Genomic DNA, 15,511 nt, shown 5'->3' on the forward strand with positions numbered 1-15,511 from the left:
GAGCAGCTTTCTCTTTTTATAATTGATATGTATACTATTGCTTCACCGCTTCCACGTTCACAATAATATCCACGGTGGGCGCTACTGCGTATACTCCGGAAGGTAATTTATCTGCATATTTCACACCGAAATCAAGACGGTTGATACTGGCTTTCGCAGTAAAACCTGCTCTTCTCAGTCCCCATGGATCTTTAATTACACCGTTATAAGTAACGTCAAAGGCTACACGTTTTGTAGTGCTACGGATGGTAACATCCGCTAACAATACATATTTATTTCCTGTCAGCTTTTTCATAGAAACGCTTTTCAGGGTGATAGACGGATATTCGGCTACGTTAAAGAAGTCGTCTGTTTTCAGGTGGCCATCGCGTTGATCCACACCGGTAGAAATGCTGGAAGCATCTACGGTGAAATCAACTTTCGCGTTCTGGAAATTAGTGCTGTCGGCAGTTTCAATGGTGCCATTGAATTTAGTGAAATGGCCTTGTATATAACTAAGACCTAAGTGTTTTACGCCGAAGGTGATGCTGGTATGTGCAGGGTCTGCATTCCATTTAACCTGTGCGAAAGTAGCGATGCTGGCTAATACCAGGAGGGCCGTGAAAAAGAAGCTTTTTTTCATAATTGCTTTTTATTGAGTTTATGTACTATTTATTTAGAGAGTTGACGATCAACAGACCAGCGTCCGGCGCCTTTAATTATCAGGGCGAGGTTGATGCCTATCACGAGCAGGTGATATTCGAATCCTTCCCCGGCTTGTGTGCCTCCCCAGTTCATAAAGAAGCCATTAGCGGCATGTATGCTTATAGCTACTAACATAATAACCGTTAACATGGTTGCCCATAAGCGCGTAGTAAATCCAAAAAGTATCAGCAAAGAGCCGATGCTTTCCGTAAATATTACCAGGAAAGCCAGTATGGCCGGAGTACCGGAGGAAGTAAAATAGTTCATGGTGCCTTTAAATCCGTGGCCGCCAAAAAGACCAAGTAATTTTTGCGCGCCGTGTGGCAACATCACCAGTGCAACGGTGATACGCACAAGGAAGGAGGTAAGGCTGTCGTCTGTTTGAAGTAATTTCTTAAACATTTGTGTAGGTTTGTTGGTGTTTGTACTATTATTGTATATACAACTGTTGAGGCAAAAAAAATCAATCACGGAGTTTATCCAGCAATTCACTTAGTATGTTTGCTTCTTCTTTTGTCAGTTTCTTTGCTAGTTCTTTGTGGCCTTTTTCCATTACCGGATCCAATTCTTTCAGCAAAGCCAGTCCTTTGTTGGTAATCTCAATTTCTACTTTACGGCGATTAGCGTCGCATTGTTGCCGGGTTAATAACCCTTTTTGGCGCAATTTTTCCACTAATCGGGTCGCATTGCTCATCCGGTCCATCATCCGCTCCTGTATATCGAGCAGGTTTAATGGCTGTGGTGCACTACCACGGAGTATTCTCAGTACGTTGAATTGCTGGCTTGATAAGTCGTATTGCTTCAACGCCTGATTAGCACCTACTTCCAGCCAGTTGCCGGTAAATATAATGTTCAGCATAGCGCGTTGGTATTCGTCCTTAAATCGGGTCTGCTTCAGTTCTTCTTCCAGTTTCATAATTACAATTACAACTGTTGTTTATACAACAAAGGTAAGTGTATTTTTTATTTTACCAAATTTTCGACAAAAATGCGTCAGAATTTTTTTTTTACTTTTTTAAAAACCTGCTGACAAACAGCTGTCACTTAGCGGTTGTTCCTTTGTATTACAAAACACAAACAACTATGATACACGCTACCACTGCTCCCCAAACCTCTTTTTCTGCTGTAGCCCGGGCAAACGCTGCCTGGAATCTCTGGGCAAATACCACCCTGCTGGCCTGGCTGGAAACCAAAACACCTGAATTACTGGATACAGAGGTGCCCTCCAGCTTTTCCTCTATCCGCAAAACCCTTCGTCATATATGGACTGTACAGGATTGGTGGTTAGCTAACCTGACCGGGGAAGAACCTGCATTTACCTACGGAGAAGTATATACCGGCACCATACAGGAAGCAATGGAAGGACTGGCCGCCTCTTCCCAACAACTCAGCAGCTATTTTGAATCGTTAACGGCAGCAGAAATGGCGGATACCTGTAGCGTAAGCATTCCGTTTACCGGCGACTTTGATATTCCCCGTTTTGAAATGATACAACACGTGGCTGGTCACAGCGCCTACCACCGGGGACAAGTGGTGACCATTGGCCGTAGCCTGGGATTTACGGATGCGCCAATGACGGATTATATGTACTGGAATTTGTTGGCGAGATAATGTGATAGCTTTTAGCAAAATGCAGCGGAGATAAACATAAAATATGTTCTCCGCTGCATTTTGCTAAAAGCTAAAAGCTAATGGCTAAAAGCTCGAAGCTACTAGGCATTCAGTCCGCCATCAATGGTCAGTGCTGAGCCATTGATATAACCGCTTTCCGGCCCTGCCAGGAAGCTCACCAGGTCAGCTATATCAGTATCCTGGCCGTAATGGCCCAATGCAATGTGCTGGCGTTGAGAATCTGCATGAGGGCCATCAGCAGGGTTCATATCCGTATCTACCGGACCGGGTTGTACCAGGTTGGTTGTAATACCCTGAGGGCCCAGGTCGCGGGCCAGTCCCTTGTTAAAGGAGATGAGGGCTGATTTACTCATGGCGTAAAGCGTGCCGTAAGGTCCTACTACCCGGTCAGCCATACAGCTACCAATAGTAATGATCCTGCCACCTTTAGTCATATGTTTAACGGCCGCCTGCGTGCCTACAAACACGGCACGGGTATTTACAGACATCGTATATTCATAATCTTCCAGGGTATACTCGGTGAAAGGCTTCATCACCGCAACACCCGCATTATTAACGAGTATGTCTATACGGCCATGTGTGCTAATGGTATGATCTACCGATGCTACTACTGCTTTAGGATCAGCGCTGTCTGCCGCAACAGCAGATACCTGCTGTCCTTTCGCTGTTAATGCCGACACCAGGGCATTTGCCGCCGCGGCGCCTTTTACATAAGTGAACACTACAGTGGCACCTTCTTCCGCCAAACGGGTAACTATGGCAGCTCCCATGCCGCGACTTCCTCCTGTAACCAGGGCTATCTTATTTTCCAGACGTTTCATATTGAATGATTTTATGCCTGCAAAACTAGAGCCCCCCACTGGCTTAAAGAAGAGGTGTGTTAATTGTTAACTACTAACCTCCTTGTTAGTTATGCGCTGGTGGCTGTTTTCGAGGGATGTTGCAAGTAGCGGCTGTTGATAATATCCAGGTGATGCCACTGGTGTCCAACAATCGTAAATCCAAGTGCCAATACAGACATTTCCGTTTTCCAGCACATACCTGTTCTGGATAACACCGTGTCTGCATATGCCGTGAATTGAGCTATGGTGGCTTTGCGCAGGGTAATCAGTTCTGTCAGTACATCTGCGAGGCTGCGCCCATCCGTGTCCGCATTGTCGGCATAAATATCCTGGTCCATGGTCGGTGCGGTTTGTGGATCTTTTCGCGCAAACATCATGGAGCGATAGGCAAAAACCCTTTCCGTATCTGTGATATGCTGGAATACATTTTTTAAGGTCCATTTACCGGGCGCATAGGCATAGTCGCTCAGCGGTGCTAATTGGTTTATATCCAATGCTTCTATTATTTGTAACGACTGCATTAACGCGGTGCGGAGGTCGGTGTCCGGAACCAGGCTGATATAGCGGGTGTAATATCCGGGGTCAATCTGGATATCGCTTTTTTTCATATGGTGAGTTTTAAGGAAGATGAATATACGAACATTTTCCCCGCTGCTCCGGCCATATCCACAGAAATATTATAATATTTAATATATTTGTATATAACATATCCTGACTACCTGTTATCTACAACCTACTACTATGAAATATCTGCATAGATGTGTATTCCTGCCTGCACTCATAGGATTGAGTATGGCCGCAAAAGCACAGGCGCCTGAAACACCCCATAATATGCCCCGGCAATGGGATGCGCGTTGGATCAGTGATGGCGCAGCTGCCCCGGCAGCCTTTGGCGTATATCTTTTCCGTAAACAATTTGAACTGCTCAATTATTCGGGTCCGTTTATTATCCACATCTCTGCGGATAATCGTTACCGTTTGTATGTAAATGGCCAGCTCGTTGGCATAGGACCCGCCAGGGGCGACCTTTCCAACTGGCACTATGAAACAATAGACATCGGCCCTCTGCTGAAATATGGCAAAAATGTAGTGGCCGCCGAAGTAGTAAATTATGGTACTAACAAACCCCGCGGACAATTCACCGCTTCCGCCGGATTACTGATACAGGGACATACAGCACAGGAAGCCGCTATCATCAATACAGGCACCACCTCCTGGCATGTGATGGAAGATGAATCAATTGATGTACTGCCCGTAAAATCAAACAACAACGCCTTCTATGGCGCCTACCCCGGTGATAGCATTGTTGCGCAATATCATCCCTGGGGATGGGAACAGCCCGGCTTCAAAGATAGCTTGTGGAACATCGCTACCACTACCACCGGTGTTGCTTTGCAGGGCAGCAGTGCCAACGACTGGCGCCTGCTCTCCCCCAGATCTATAGGTCCCCTGAAACAGGAACGGCAGAACTTTGCCACCATGACTACTACTGATGGAGTTACTGCAGAACCGGCCTTCCTGAAAGGAACGGCACCATTAACGATCCCGGCTAAACGAAAAATACGGCTGCAACTGGACTGCGGACAGCAAACTACCGGGTTCCCGGAAATCCTGCTCAGCGGCGGCCTGGATGCCAGTATTAAAATAACTTACCAATCGGCAGGTAGCAGCGATCATGTGATTACGGATGTGATCCACCCGGATGGTGGTAGTCGCCGTAAATTTACTCCCTCCGGCTACCGTACCTTCCGCTACGTGCAACTGGATATTGAAACGGGTAAAGCCCCGCTGACCCTGGTGGATTACTATAACGTATATACGCAGTACGAGCTGAAAGATAAATCTGCATTCACCGCCAACCCAACAGCAGATTCCTTATGGAATAATGGCAAACACATGGCTTTGCTGGGCGCCCAGGATAATTTATTCAATGATCCTTTTAATGAACAACTGCAATACCTACAGGACGCACATATACAGGGACTGGCCATTGCATTTTTTTCCGGAGATGACCAACTGCTGAGAAATGCCCTGCTACAGGCAGACCAGTCGCGCATTCCGGAGGGCCTCATCCGTTCCCGCTATCCGTCAGATGACCGCCTGTTAAACATTACCGATGCACTCACCTGGATCGGTACACTGCAGGATTATCTGCTCTACAAAGGCGATAAAGCGCTGGCCAAACAATTGTTCCCCGGCGTACGGAACATCCTCGATTGGGTAAAACGCTATCAGGACCCCACTACCGGCCTGCCTGGCAATATGCCTTACCGGGACAGTATGGCCATGGGACCTCTCACAGGGCAATATTTGTATGCACTGCGACAAGCGGCCACTATCGCCGGCTACTGCGATAAAGAAGCAGATTCCCTGCAATGGAACCGCACCGCCGACAAACTTCGGGAAGTATGGTATCAAAAATGCTTTGATGGCGATAAAGGCCTGTACGCTGAAACACCTGCTAAGAAAAGCTTTTCACGCTATACCAATGCTATGGCCATATTAGCGCAGGCAGTTCCTCCCCGGCAGATAAAGAATACCATGCAGCGGTTATTGAATGAAAAACCAGCACCGGAAGAATCACTGCGGGCAAAATACTACATCTTCAAAGCAATGCAGGAAACAGGTGCGACCGCAGCTTTCCCAACAGAATTGACCTACCTGTGGAAGCTGAAAGAAGAAAACAGTCCGGTCATGTATCAGTCGGCCGCCGCAGTGGCTAACTTGTTCCTGCTGGGAATTACAGCAGGTATACAATCCACTTCACCGAACTTTAAAACCGTATTGATAGCGCCGGATCCGGGAACTTCCTCACAGGTGAAAGCAACCATGGCACACCCGGATGGGGGACTTATGGAAGTAGACCTGTCTTTCAAAAATAATCGTGTAACCGGCACCGTTAAATTGCCTTTTGGTGTTACAGGCAAATTCCGCTGGAGAAGCAAGGAAATTACCCTGAACGGTGGACCACAGGAAATCAACCTCTGACGCGGATATTGTCTTGGGACAGGATTAAACTGATTAAACTGATTTTTTTCCTGTGATTTAGAAAGATAAAAAAAGATTAGGGAAGATATAAGCATATTCGCTTACATCTTCCCTAATCTTTTAAAATCAAAAATAAAAAATCAGTTTAATCAGTTTAATCCTGTCCCAAGACAATATCCGCGCTGATCACTCGCTAAAATAGCTTTATGCCTTCTGCTTTCTGTTTCCATAAAAGTAATTGAGTCCCAATGCTCCAATACAAATAAACAACCCAAAAAACTCCCTTGTTTCTTCAATCCATGGTTTAGTTGCTTTCATGGTCTCTGCCAGGTTTTCTGCATGGTGCTTGGTAAACCAGTCTTCCACACCATTCTGATCAAAAAATTTGTAACCGGCATATACCAGGTATACCACTATACCGGCCAGGTACCATTTCGGATAAAACTGCTGACGCGATGCCAGCCAACAAAGTACCGCGGAATAAAGATAGATAGGCATCCATACGTAAGGATCAGGATCATTATACTGTAAGCCGGCAAAAAGGATAAACATCAGGCAAAAAACAATATTCAATACTTTCATGACAACAACAATTAAGGCTTAAACATACACAAAACTTAAAGCATATTCTTATATTATTTTATCCCGCCAGTGCGGAATAGTGGAATGACAACCTGCAAATTTGGCACTTTTGAAAAAAATGTGAAAAGAGCATTTGTCTGGGCTAAAATATTGTTATATATTCGGAATAATTAACAGAATTCCACGTGAGAACCAAAATCTGAAGCGAAAATGTTTGTTACTAGCAGCAAGTTTCTCACACTTATTTATTGAGGTGAATACATATCTGTAAACATTTAAACTATGACCCGATATGAACTAACTGTTGTCAGATCCGGCACAATTGGTTAATCTCTTATTCAATTTTCAATAGTTATATTTTAACTGTTGTGCGGACACTTATTTCTTATTCTCACTGTGCAGCGCATCTTGTACAGGCGATGGGTAACTATTTAGCTATTAGCAGCTAGCCATTGGCCATTAGCTTCTGGCGGCAATTACTAATTGCCGCTAACATAGTTAACCTGCGGTGAAATACGCCACAGGAATGGATAGCTATGTCTTGTATTCGCTATTAGTTTTTAATAACAATAATTAGTTGCCAGTGGTATGGTCAACCTGTAGTGAATACCTCACTACGGGAATGGGAGAACTATACCTTTTAACTAACGGCTAACAGCTAATAGCTAACGGCTATCCCAACAGGTACCCTTTTTTTAACCAATTTTTCTTAAACGTTACGCTTAAATCACGTTATGAAAAAGCAACTCTACCAGGCCATCGCCGCACTATGCGGCATCCTGCTGTTATTGGCAGGAAGCAACGTTTACGCACAAACGAAAATTACCGGAAAAGTGTCTGACAAGGCCTCAGGAAATGCACTACCCGGTGTTACCGTGTCTGTAAAAGGTACCAACCGCGGTACCGCTACAGATCCTTCCGGAACCTTTGTACTACAAGCCAAATCCGGAGAAACACTCGTCTTCTCTTTTGTGGGATACGACCCACAGGAAGTTGTAGTTGGCAACGGACCCGTCAATGTTTTACTCAGCGAAAAAGTAGGATCACTGGAAGAAGTGGTGGTAACCGGTTACGCCAGCCAGAAAAAGAAAGATCTTACCGGATCAGTATCTATCGTAAAAGTAGACAACCTTACCAAGCAGCCTACGTCGCAAATTGCCAGTCAGCTGCAGGGCCAGGTATCCGGTGTTACTGTGCTTGGCGGCGGTCAGCCCGGCCAGGAACCACAGGTAAAAATACGTGGTATCAACACTTTCGGTAACAACACCCCACTCTATATCATTGACGGAGTACCGGTGTCTAACCTCACAGACGTGAACCCCAATGATGTACAAACCATGCAGGTGCTGAAAGATGCCGGCGCTGCTTCCATCTATGGCGCCCGCGCCGCCAATGGAGTCATCGTGATCACCACCAAAAGAGGTACCGGCAAAGTAAAAGTTACCTACGACGGCTACTACGGCCGCCAGAAGCCACAAAGCGGCAATGTATGGAACATCCTTAACCCGCAGGAACAAGCCGATCTAAAATGGATGGCCATCAAAAACTCTCCAGGGGTGAAACTGGAAGATGCACAATACGGTAACGGACCTACGCCAATATTACCGGATTATATTGCACCCAATGGTTTGAAAGAAGGTGATCCACGTGTGGACCCAAGCCGCTATTTTGTAAATCCTAATTACAAATCCGCTGCGGACCTTGCTACTTTTTATCGCATTACAAAAGCCAATAAACAGGGGACAGACTGGTTCCACGAAATATTTAAACCTGCTCCCATCACCAGCCACAACGTATCCGTAGCCGGTGGCGGAGATATCGGTAACTATTTCTTCTCCTTTTATTACTTTAATCAACAAGGTACTTTAACTAATACCTATAATAAACGCTACGCCGTACGTGCCAATACTAATTTTAATATTACGGATCATATCCGCGTAGGTGAAAACATGGAGTATTCCCTGATCAACAATCCGCAAATCGGTACACTCGTAGAAGGTAGCGGTATTGGTATGGCATTCAGAGAATTGTCCATCATCCCCGTGTATGATATCAAAGGCAACTACGCCGGCTCCAGCGGTAAAGACCTCGGCAACGCTCGCAACCCGGTAGCTATACAGGATCGCTTCGGCAGAACCAAAGCCGCTGCCAACAGGCTGTTGGGTAACGTTTACGCAGAAGCAGACATCCTCAAATATTTCACGCTGAGGACCAGCTTCGGTGGTGAAATTTATTCCTTCGATAATAACAGCTTCACCCTGCCCGAATACGAAAATGCTGAAAATACTACGGTGAACCAGTATACAGAAACTACCGGCAACGGCTACGACTGGACCTGGACCAACACCCTCACCTTTCATAAAAACTTTTCACAAAAACATGATTTGAAAGTACTGATAGGTACAGAAGCATATGATAATCACTTCCGTACTTTAACCGGTACTACTACCGATTACTTTACGTTTGATCCTGACTTTACCAACCTGAGTACCGGTACCGGCACTCCTACCAATGGCAGCGGATTTGGCAGCGATGGATTGTTTTCCCTGTTTGCCAGGGCAGACTACTCATATAAAGATCGCTACCTGCTGGGTGCCCTGATCCGCCGAGATGGTTCCAGTCGCTTTGGTGACGCTAACCGGTACGGAAATTTTCCTGCTGTAAGTGCCGCCTGGCGTATATCACAGGAAGAATTTATGAAATCATTGACCTGGATTTCCGATCTGAAACTTCGTGGTGGATGGGGTATCATGGGCAACCAAATTAACGTAACACCCAGTAACCGCTTTATCGCTTACGGATTCGACAGAACTTCCTCATTCTATAGCATGAATGGTAGCCCTACTACCAGCAAGGGCTTTATGAGAACACAAATCGGCAATCCCAACGCAAAATGGGAAAGCAACGTGAACTCCAACATCGGTATAGATGCAACATTGTTCAAAGGACAGCTGGAATTTACCGTTGATTACTACAATAAAGTAGTAAAAGACCTCCTGTATAATCCAGAACTGGCGGGCGTTTATGGGGCAGCCACCGCACCATATACCAACGTGGCGAAAATGAGAAACAAAGGCTGGGATGCAGCCGTAACTTATAAGCAGGATCTGGCGAAAGACCTGAAGCTGGAAGTAACGGGTACCTTAACCACGTATAATAATGAAATATTGGCCATCTCAGAATCGGCTCCATACTTTGACCTCGAAAGCCGCCGTTTCGGATCTCCGATTATTCGTAACGCTATAGGCCAGTCGATCAGCGAATTTTTCGGCTACAAAATCATCGGCTTCTATAACAGCGCAGAGGAAGTAACTTCCGCTAACAACGCTGCTAAAGCAAAGTACCCCGATATCAAAGAATACCAGGCAGGCGCAGGGGTAGGCCGCTTTAGATATGCAGATGTGAATGGTGATGGTAAAGTAGATGCCGACGACCGTACCTACCTGGGTAATCCCAATCCTAAATTTTCTTATGGATTGAATATCGGGCTAACGTATAAACAATTCGACTTCTCTGCCTTCTTCTATGGTGTACAGGGAAATAAAATCTGGAACCAGGTGTTATGGTGGACAGACTTCTATCCTTCTTTCGTAAGTGCCAAGAGCAAAACAGCACTGTATGATTCCTGGAGTCCTACCCATCAGAATGCAAAAGCACCAATTCCTGAAATCAGCTCTACGCCTAGTACTTCCGGTGCACCTAACTCTTATTTCGTAGAGAATGGCTCTTATCTGCGTGCTAAAAACATGCAGCTCGGATACACCCTGCCTACTTATATGCTGAAACGGGTGGGTATCCAAAAATTCCGCGTATATGTGCAGGCGGCTAACCTGTTTACCATCACTAAGTACACTGGTATAGATCCTGAAGTAGCAGGAAACTCTCAGTCATTCGGATTGGACGAAGGTGCTTACCCCAATCAGCGTCAGTATCTGATAGGTGTAAATGTTGTGTTCTGATCCTTTTGTTGAACTGTTAAAACTGAATCAAATGAAAACTTTAAGATATTCAAGTCTTGTTATTATACTATTTGCGGGTTTGTTTATGGCCTGCAAAAAAAGCTTCCTGGATCGTGAGCCTGTAGGAACGATGACGGAAGAAATTGTGGCCAATAAAGCCGGCGTAAACTACCTGCTGGTAGGTGCTTACGCAGCGCTCGACGGCCAGAGAAGTGGTAACGCACTGGGTGGTGGTAACCCCTGGGAAGCGGCGCCTACGAACTGGATTTATGGCAGCGTAGTAGGGGGAGACGCCCACAAAGGCAGTAATGCCGGCGACCAGGAGCCTATTAATGAAATTGCTAAAAGTACGTACACCGCTGCCAACTCCTTTTTCAACTCCAAGTGGAAAGCGGTGTATGAAGGGGTAAGCCGTTGTAATCTCACGCTGAAGAAAATGAGTGAAGCCACTGATATGTCGGATGCAGAGCGTAAGCTGGTGGGGGCACAGGCCCGATTTCTGCGCGGCCACTATTATTTTGAATTGAAGAAAATGTTCAATAATGTGCCTTATATCAGCGATACGACTTCCGAAGTAAGAATCGCCAACGACAAAGATATCTGGCCTTTTATTGAAGCGGATTTTCAATATGCGGCAGATAACCTGCCAGTATCCTGGAAGGATAATGGCGATGTTTCCAGGGTAAATAAGTCTGCTGCGCAAATCTATCTTGCTAAAACTTACCTGTATGAGAAGAAATTCCCGCAGGCCTTCACCCTGTTCCAAACAGCGGTAGCAACAGGTATGACCAGCGCTGGCGTGAAGTATGGCCTGGCTGCCCGCTACGAAGATAATTTCGATGCGGCCAAAAAAACAGGTAATCCCGAAGCGGTATTTTATATAGAAATGACGGCGAACGATGGCACCAACACCATTGCCAACGCCAACGCCAGCGAAATGTTGAATTTCCCTTACGACCCTAGCCCATTTGGATGCTGTGGATTTTTTCAACCTTCACAGGATCTCGTGAATTCATTCCGCGTAGATGCAAGTGGATTGCCTTACCTCGATGATTATAATTTGCATCCGGTAAAATCTGATAAAGGACTGGGCAGTGGCGATGCGTTTGTTCCAGATGCCGGCCTGTTGGATCCTCGCCTGGATTGGACGGTTGGCCGTCGCGGGCTACCTTACCACGATTGGGGCAATCATCCTGGCGCGCTATGGCAGCGTGATCAGGGATATGGTGGTCCATATTCTCCTAAAAAAATGGTGTACTGGAAAAAAGACCAGGACAAATATCATGATGCACACAGTTGGGCACCCGGTTCCGCTATTAACGTAAACCTGATCCGGTTTGCGGACGTATTGCTGATGTATGCCGAAGCAGCCGCACAAACCGGTAATCTGCAGGTAGCCACCGATATGGTTAACAAGGTACGCGACCGGATGAAAAATAATCCGGACCAGTGGCTGCATAAATTTGTAGACAGCACCCAGCAGTTTATTCCGGATACGCTGGCAGCTAATTACAAAATTGGAGACTATCCTCTTTTCAGCGGTAAAGATTTTGCGCTTAAAGCCATTTATTTTGAACGCAAACTGGAATTGGGTATGGAAGGTCATCGTTTCTTCGATCTGTCGCGCTGGGGCATCGCAGCAACCGTATTGAATGCTTATTATAAATATGAAAACGGTAAAATAACAGATGGGGGAGCTGGTTTCACAGATTTGATAGGCGCGGTATTTACGCCGAACCGCAATGAATACTTCCCTATTCCGCAACGACAAATAGACTTGACCCTGCAAAATGGGCAACGCGTGCTGAAGCAGAACCAGGGATACTAAAAATTAATTACGAATTGCGAATTACGAATGGCGGATTTGTGGGGAGATAATAGCGAAGTTAATCTTCGCGTTTACCATCTACCCACAAATCCGTCATTCGTAATTTGTAATTCGTAATTTCCCAAAAAACAACCCATGCCCGATCAACCAAAAACACGGCAGGTAGCAATCATTTTTTTATTGCTGATATTGACAGGCGGCATATTCAACAGTGCCTGTCATACACCTACCCCGGATGAAAAAGGGAAAGCCCTGGCAGATAAATATTGTTCCAGCTGTCATTTACCGGTTTCTCCGGATATGTTGGATAAGGAAACCTGGACAAAACATGTATTGCCTGAAATGGCGCGTAAACTGGGCATCAAAGTATGGAGTGGTAATCAATACTATCCGCCCATGCCCGGTGAAAAGCCCGCTATTATTTCCATTAAAGATTGGACGGCGTTGGTGGAATATTATCAGCGCGTGGCGCCGGACAAACTTCCGGCCGCTAAACCCCCGGTGCCCCTACAGCATGATTGGGCTGTTTTCTCCCTGAAATCACCCGCGGTGAAAGACAGTCATTTTGTAGCGGCTACCACGATGGTGTCGTTCCTGCCTTCTGGCGGGCTATTGACCAGCGATGCCGGTAATAATACACTCACGCGATGGGATACGGCCGGGCGGCAGGTATCTGTCCGGCAATTGCCGTCTCCCGCTACAGATGTGCTGTACATGCCCGATACAGCAGGCCCCCAGCAGGCTATCCTGACTGAAATAGGTAACCTCCGCGCTTTGGATGTGCCCGCTGGGATTGTTACCCGGATCAACCTGGATGATCCGCAAAGCAAACAGGCGGATATCATGCCTTTTTTGAAGCGTCCGGTGCAGACATTGTCGGCGGATTTTGATAACGATGGGCTGAACGATTTACTGGTATGTGCTTTCGGACATAACCAGGGTGGTTTATACTGGCTGAAGCAACTGCCGGACCATCAATGGAAACAGCTCCCTATCTGGGAAGTGCCCGGTGCTATTCATGCGGAAACGGGCGACTTTAACCATGACGGCTATACGGATATCATGGTTTTGTTTGCGGCAGGCGATGAAGGAATCTGGTTATTTGAGAATAATAAACGGGGTGGTTTTAACGCGAAAAATCTGCTGAAATTTCCGCCATTGTATGGTTCTACCAGTTTTCAGCTGGCAGATTTTAATGGAGATGGACAACTTGATATACTATATAGTTGTGGAGATAACATGGATTTTTCTATGGTGCTTAAACCTTACCACGGTTTATACGTCTATATAGCTGAGGGGAGCAATAAATACAGGCAAGCCTGGCATTATCCGATCAATGGATGTACTAAAGCTGTAGTAGCAGATTTTAATCAGGATGGTAAACCAGATATCGCTGCCATTGCCTTTTTTGCGGATTTTGAGCACAATCCATCAGAGAAGTTTATTTTTTTCGAAGGAGGCAAATCACCGCTTACATTTATACCGCATGCACCGCCCATTGAGAAAGAGGGTCGGTGGATTTCTATGGATGTAAAAGATTATGATCACGACGGAGATCCGGATATTGTACTAGGAAACTATGCGAACGGATTTATAATACTCGATCATTATATGCCTGACTGGAAAGAGTATCAGCCGTTTATAGTATTACAGAATAATTCGAAGCATTAATTGCAACGTAAAATTGATTTGTTTATTTGGAATGAAAGTAGAAATATGTATCTTAGGGCCGTTATTTATTGCTACGTGCATTATTGCTTTTGTGTCAGATCATAAACCAGGGAGAATAACACTCGATGTTTCTGATCAATAATGTACCTTCGTTCTTAGTCAGCGTTTTCCCAACTTATAAAATATTGCACTGTACCTGCCGTCAGAGGTCCGGTGATATAAGATATCCTGATGCATAATCAGGTTTTAGAATGGCGGAAGGAGAGGCAGTAATGCCTCTCTTTTATTTTGGACTGTCACTCAACCCCTGATTTTGCCACCTATCATAAAAAAGCCGGAGAATTCTCTAAATCCCATTATTACGGGTTAATTTTAGAGGGAAATCAGCATTATTGTTTTTAAACGGAATATATCAGTGGCTGAATACGCATACGATCAGGATAAAGTGAGCACGCTGCTTCATAAGATCATCAGGAACCAGCAGAATGAGAAAGCGGATAACTGGCTGCAGCAACGTTTAGCCGTGCAGCAACAAACAGGCGCTATTCCGCAGTTCAATCAAACTTTTACAGCCATTCCACGTTTCACCGGGAATGATATCATTATACTTTCGCCGGCGGAAAATGAGCAGCTGCAACAGCTGGTACCTTCATTTTTCGTACAGGGGTGGACGTTAAGTCGCCTTGCACGTGTCTGGTGGCTGTTACAGTTGCCGGTAACAGATAAAGCCCTGTACCTCGATACGCTGGAAAAATTGTTCAATGCCGCAGAAATGAATGAGCTGGCCGCTTTATATAGCGCGCTGCCGCTGCTGCCATGGCCGGAAGAATGGATTGCCCGCACATCTGAAGGCATCAGGTCTAATATTGGTATTGTACAGGAAGCCATCATGCTGCATAATCCTTATCCGGCAAAGTATCTTCCGGAGCCCGCCTGGAATCAGCTGGTGATGAAAGCTATCTTCACCGATAAACCACTTCACCTGATTATAGGGTTGGATGAACGAGCCAACAGCGCACTGGCCAATATCCTGGTAGATTTTGCACATGAACGATGGGCTGCCGGCAGAACGCTGGATCCTATGCAGTGGCGCCTTTTGGTGAATTTTGTGCATGAAAATAATTTGGGAGATATCACCCGCATCCTGCATGCTGTGAATAGCATAGAGCAGGAAGCAGGCGCACTGGTATGTGCCCAAACCAACTACGCACCCGCCAAAGCACTGCTGGCAAAATATCCATCACTGGCAGCGGAAATTCAGGCTGGTAGCATTTCCTGGGATACCCTGGCACAAAAAAATAAAAAGTAATAAAATAAAAATAATT

12 protein-coding genes are annotated in these 15,511 nt (G+C 45.8%); 6 read left to right on the forward strand and 6 right to left on the reverse strand.

Annotation, left to right across the window (positions count from 1 at the left end; genetic code table 11):
* Window positions 1-34: 34 nt before the first annotated feature.
* The 3 genes from AC5ZC7_RS00455 to AC5ZC7_RS00465 all read right to left on the reverse strand — a co-directional run bounded on the left by AC5ZC7_RS00455 (window position 35) and on the right by AC5ZC7_RS00465 (window position 1,600).
* A complete protein-coding gene (locus tag AC5ZC7_RS00455) occupies window positions 35-622 on the reverse strand; it encodes a YceI family protein (protein ID WP_496160120.1) in 588 nt (195 codons plus the stop codon).
* Window positions 623-651: 29 nt separating this feature from the next.
* Entirely contained in the window at window positions 652-1,086 is a 435-nt protein-coding gene (locus AC5ZC7_RS00460; RefSeq protein WP_496160119.1) for a DoxX family membrane protein, read from the reverse strand.
* A 61-nt stretch (window positions 1,087-1,147) separates the two neighbouring features.
* Complete coding sequence (locus tag AC5ZC7_RS00465; RefSeq protein ID WP_496160118.1) at window positions 1,148-1,600, reverse strand: MarR family transcriptional regulator; 453 nt, start codon at window positions 1,598-1,600, stop codon at window positions 1,148-1,150.
* A gap of 167 nt (window positions 1,601-1,767) precedes the next feature.
* Here AC5ZC7_RS00465 and AC5ZC7_RS00470 point away from each other — a divergent pair, with 167 nt between their 5' ends.
* Window positions 1,768-2,295: a DinB family protein gene (locus AC5ZC7_RS00470; protein WP_496160117.1), complete on the forward strand. Its 528-nt coding sequence runs from the start codon at window positions 1,768-1,770 to the stop codon at window positions 2,293-2,295.
* Window positions 2,296-2,396: 101 nt separating this feature from the next.
* Here AC5ZC7_RS00470 and AC5ZC7_RS00475 read toward each other — a convergent pair whose 3' ends face one another.
* The gene (locus tag AC5ZC7_RS00475; protein ID WP_496160116.1) at window positions 2,397-3,137 is read right to left on the reverse strand and encodes an SDR family oxidoreductase; all 741 of its coding nucleotides are present in this window, start codon (window positions 3,135-3,137) and stop codon (window positions 2,397-2,399) included.
* Between the two features lie 89 nt (window positions 3,138-3,226).
* On the reverse strand, window positions 3,227-3,766 hold the full coding sequence (locus AC5ZC7_RS00480) for a DinB family protein (RefSeq protein ID WP_496160115.1): 540 nt from the start codon (window positions 3,764-3,766) through the stop codon (window positions 3,227-3,229).
* A 133-nt stretch (window positions 3,767-3,899) separates the two neighbouring features.
* Here AC5ZC7_RS00480 and AC5ZC7_RS00485 point away from each other — a divergent pair, with 133 nt between their 5' ends.
* The gene (locus AC5ZC7_RS00485) at window positions 3,900-6,146 is read left to right on the forward strand and encodes an alpha-L-rhamnosidase-related protein (protein WP_496160114.1); all 2,247 of its coding nucleotides are present in this window, start codon (window positions 3,900-3,902) and stop codon (window positions 6,144-6,146) included.
* 204 nt (window positions 6,147-6,350) lie between these two features.
* Here the strand turns inward: AC5ZC7_RS00485 and AC5ZC7_RS00490 are convergent, their stop codons facing one another.
* Window positions 6,351-6,728 (reverse strand): transmembrane 220 family protein, encoded by a 378-nt coding sequence (locus AC5ZC7_RS00490; RefSeq protein WP_496160113.1) that lies wholly within the window; start codon window positions 6,726-6,728, stop codon window positions 6,351-6,353.
* Between the two features lie 734 nt (window positions 6,729-7,462).
* Between AC5ZC7_RS00490 and AC5ZC7_RS00495 the strand changes: the two genes are divergently transcribed.
* The 4 genes from AC5ZC7_RS00495 to AC5ZC7_RS00510 all read left to right on the forward strand — a co-directional run bounded on the left by AC5ZC7_RS00495 (window position 7,463) and on the right by AC5ZC7_RS00510 (window position 15,495).
* Window positions 7,463-10,687 (forward strand): SusC/RagA family TonB-linked outer membrane protein, encoded by a 3,225-nt coding sequence (locus AC5ZC7_RS00495; protein ID WP_496160112.1) that lies wholly within the window; start codon window positions 7,463-7,465, stop codon window positions 10,685-10,687.
* Window positions 10,688-10,718: 31 nt separating this feature from the next.
* A complete protein-coding gene (locus AC5ZC7_RS00500; RefSeq protein WP_496160111.1) occupies window positions 10,719-12,515 on the forward strand; it encodes a RagB/SusD family nutrient uptake outer membrane protein in 1,797 nt (598 codons plus the stop codon).
* Between the two features lie 135 nt (window positions 12,516-12,650).
* Window positions 12,651-14,186: an FG-GAP-like repeat-containing protein gene (locus AC5ZC7_RS00505; protein ID WP_496160110.1), complete on the forward strand. Its 1,536-nt coding sequence runs from the start codon at window positions 12,651-12,653 to the stop codon at window positions 14,184-14,186.
* 415 nt (window positions 14,187-14,601) lie between these two features.
* Complete coding sequence (locus tag AC5ZC7_RS00510) at window positions 14,602-15,495, forward strand: EboA domain-containing protein (RefSeq protein WP_496160109.1); 894 nt, start codon at window positions 14,602-14,604, stop codon at window positions 15,493-15,495.
* The last annotated feature ends 16 nt before the right edge of the window (window positions 15,496-15,511 follow it).

This window comes from Chitinophaga sp. 9-1-y (assembly GCF_059511905.2).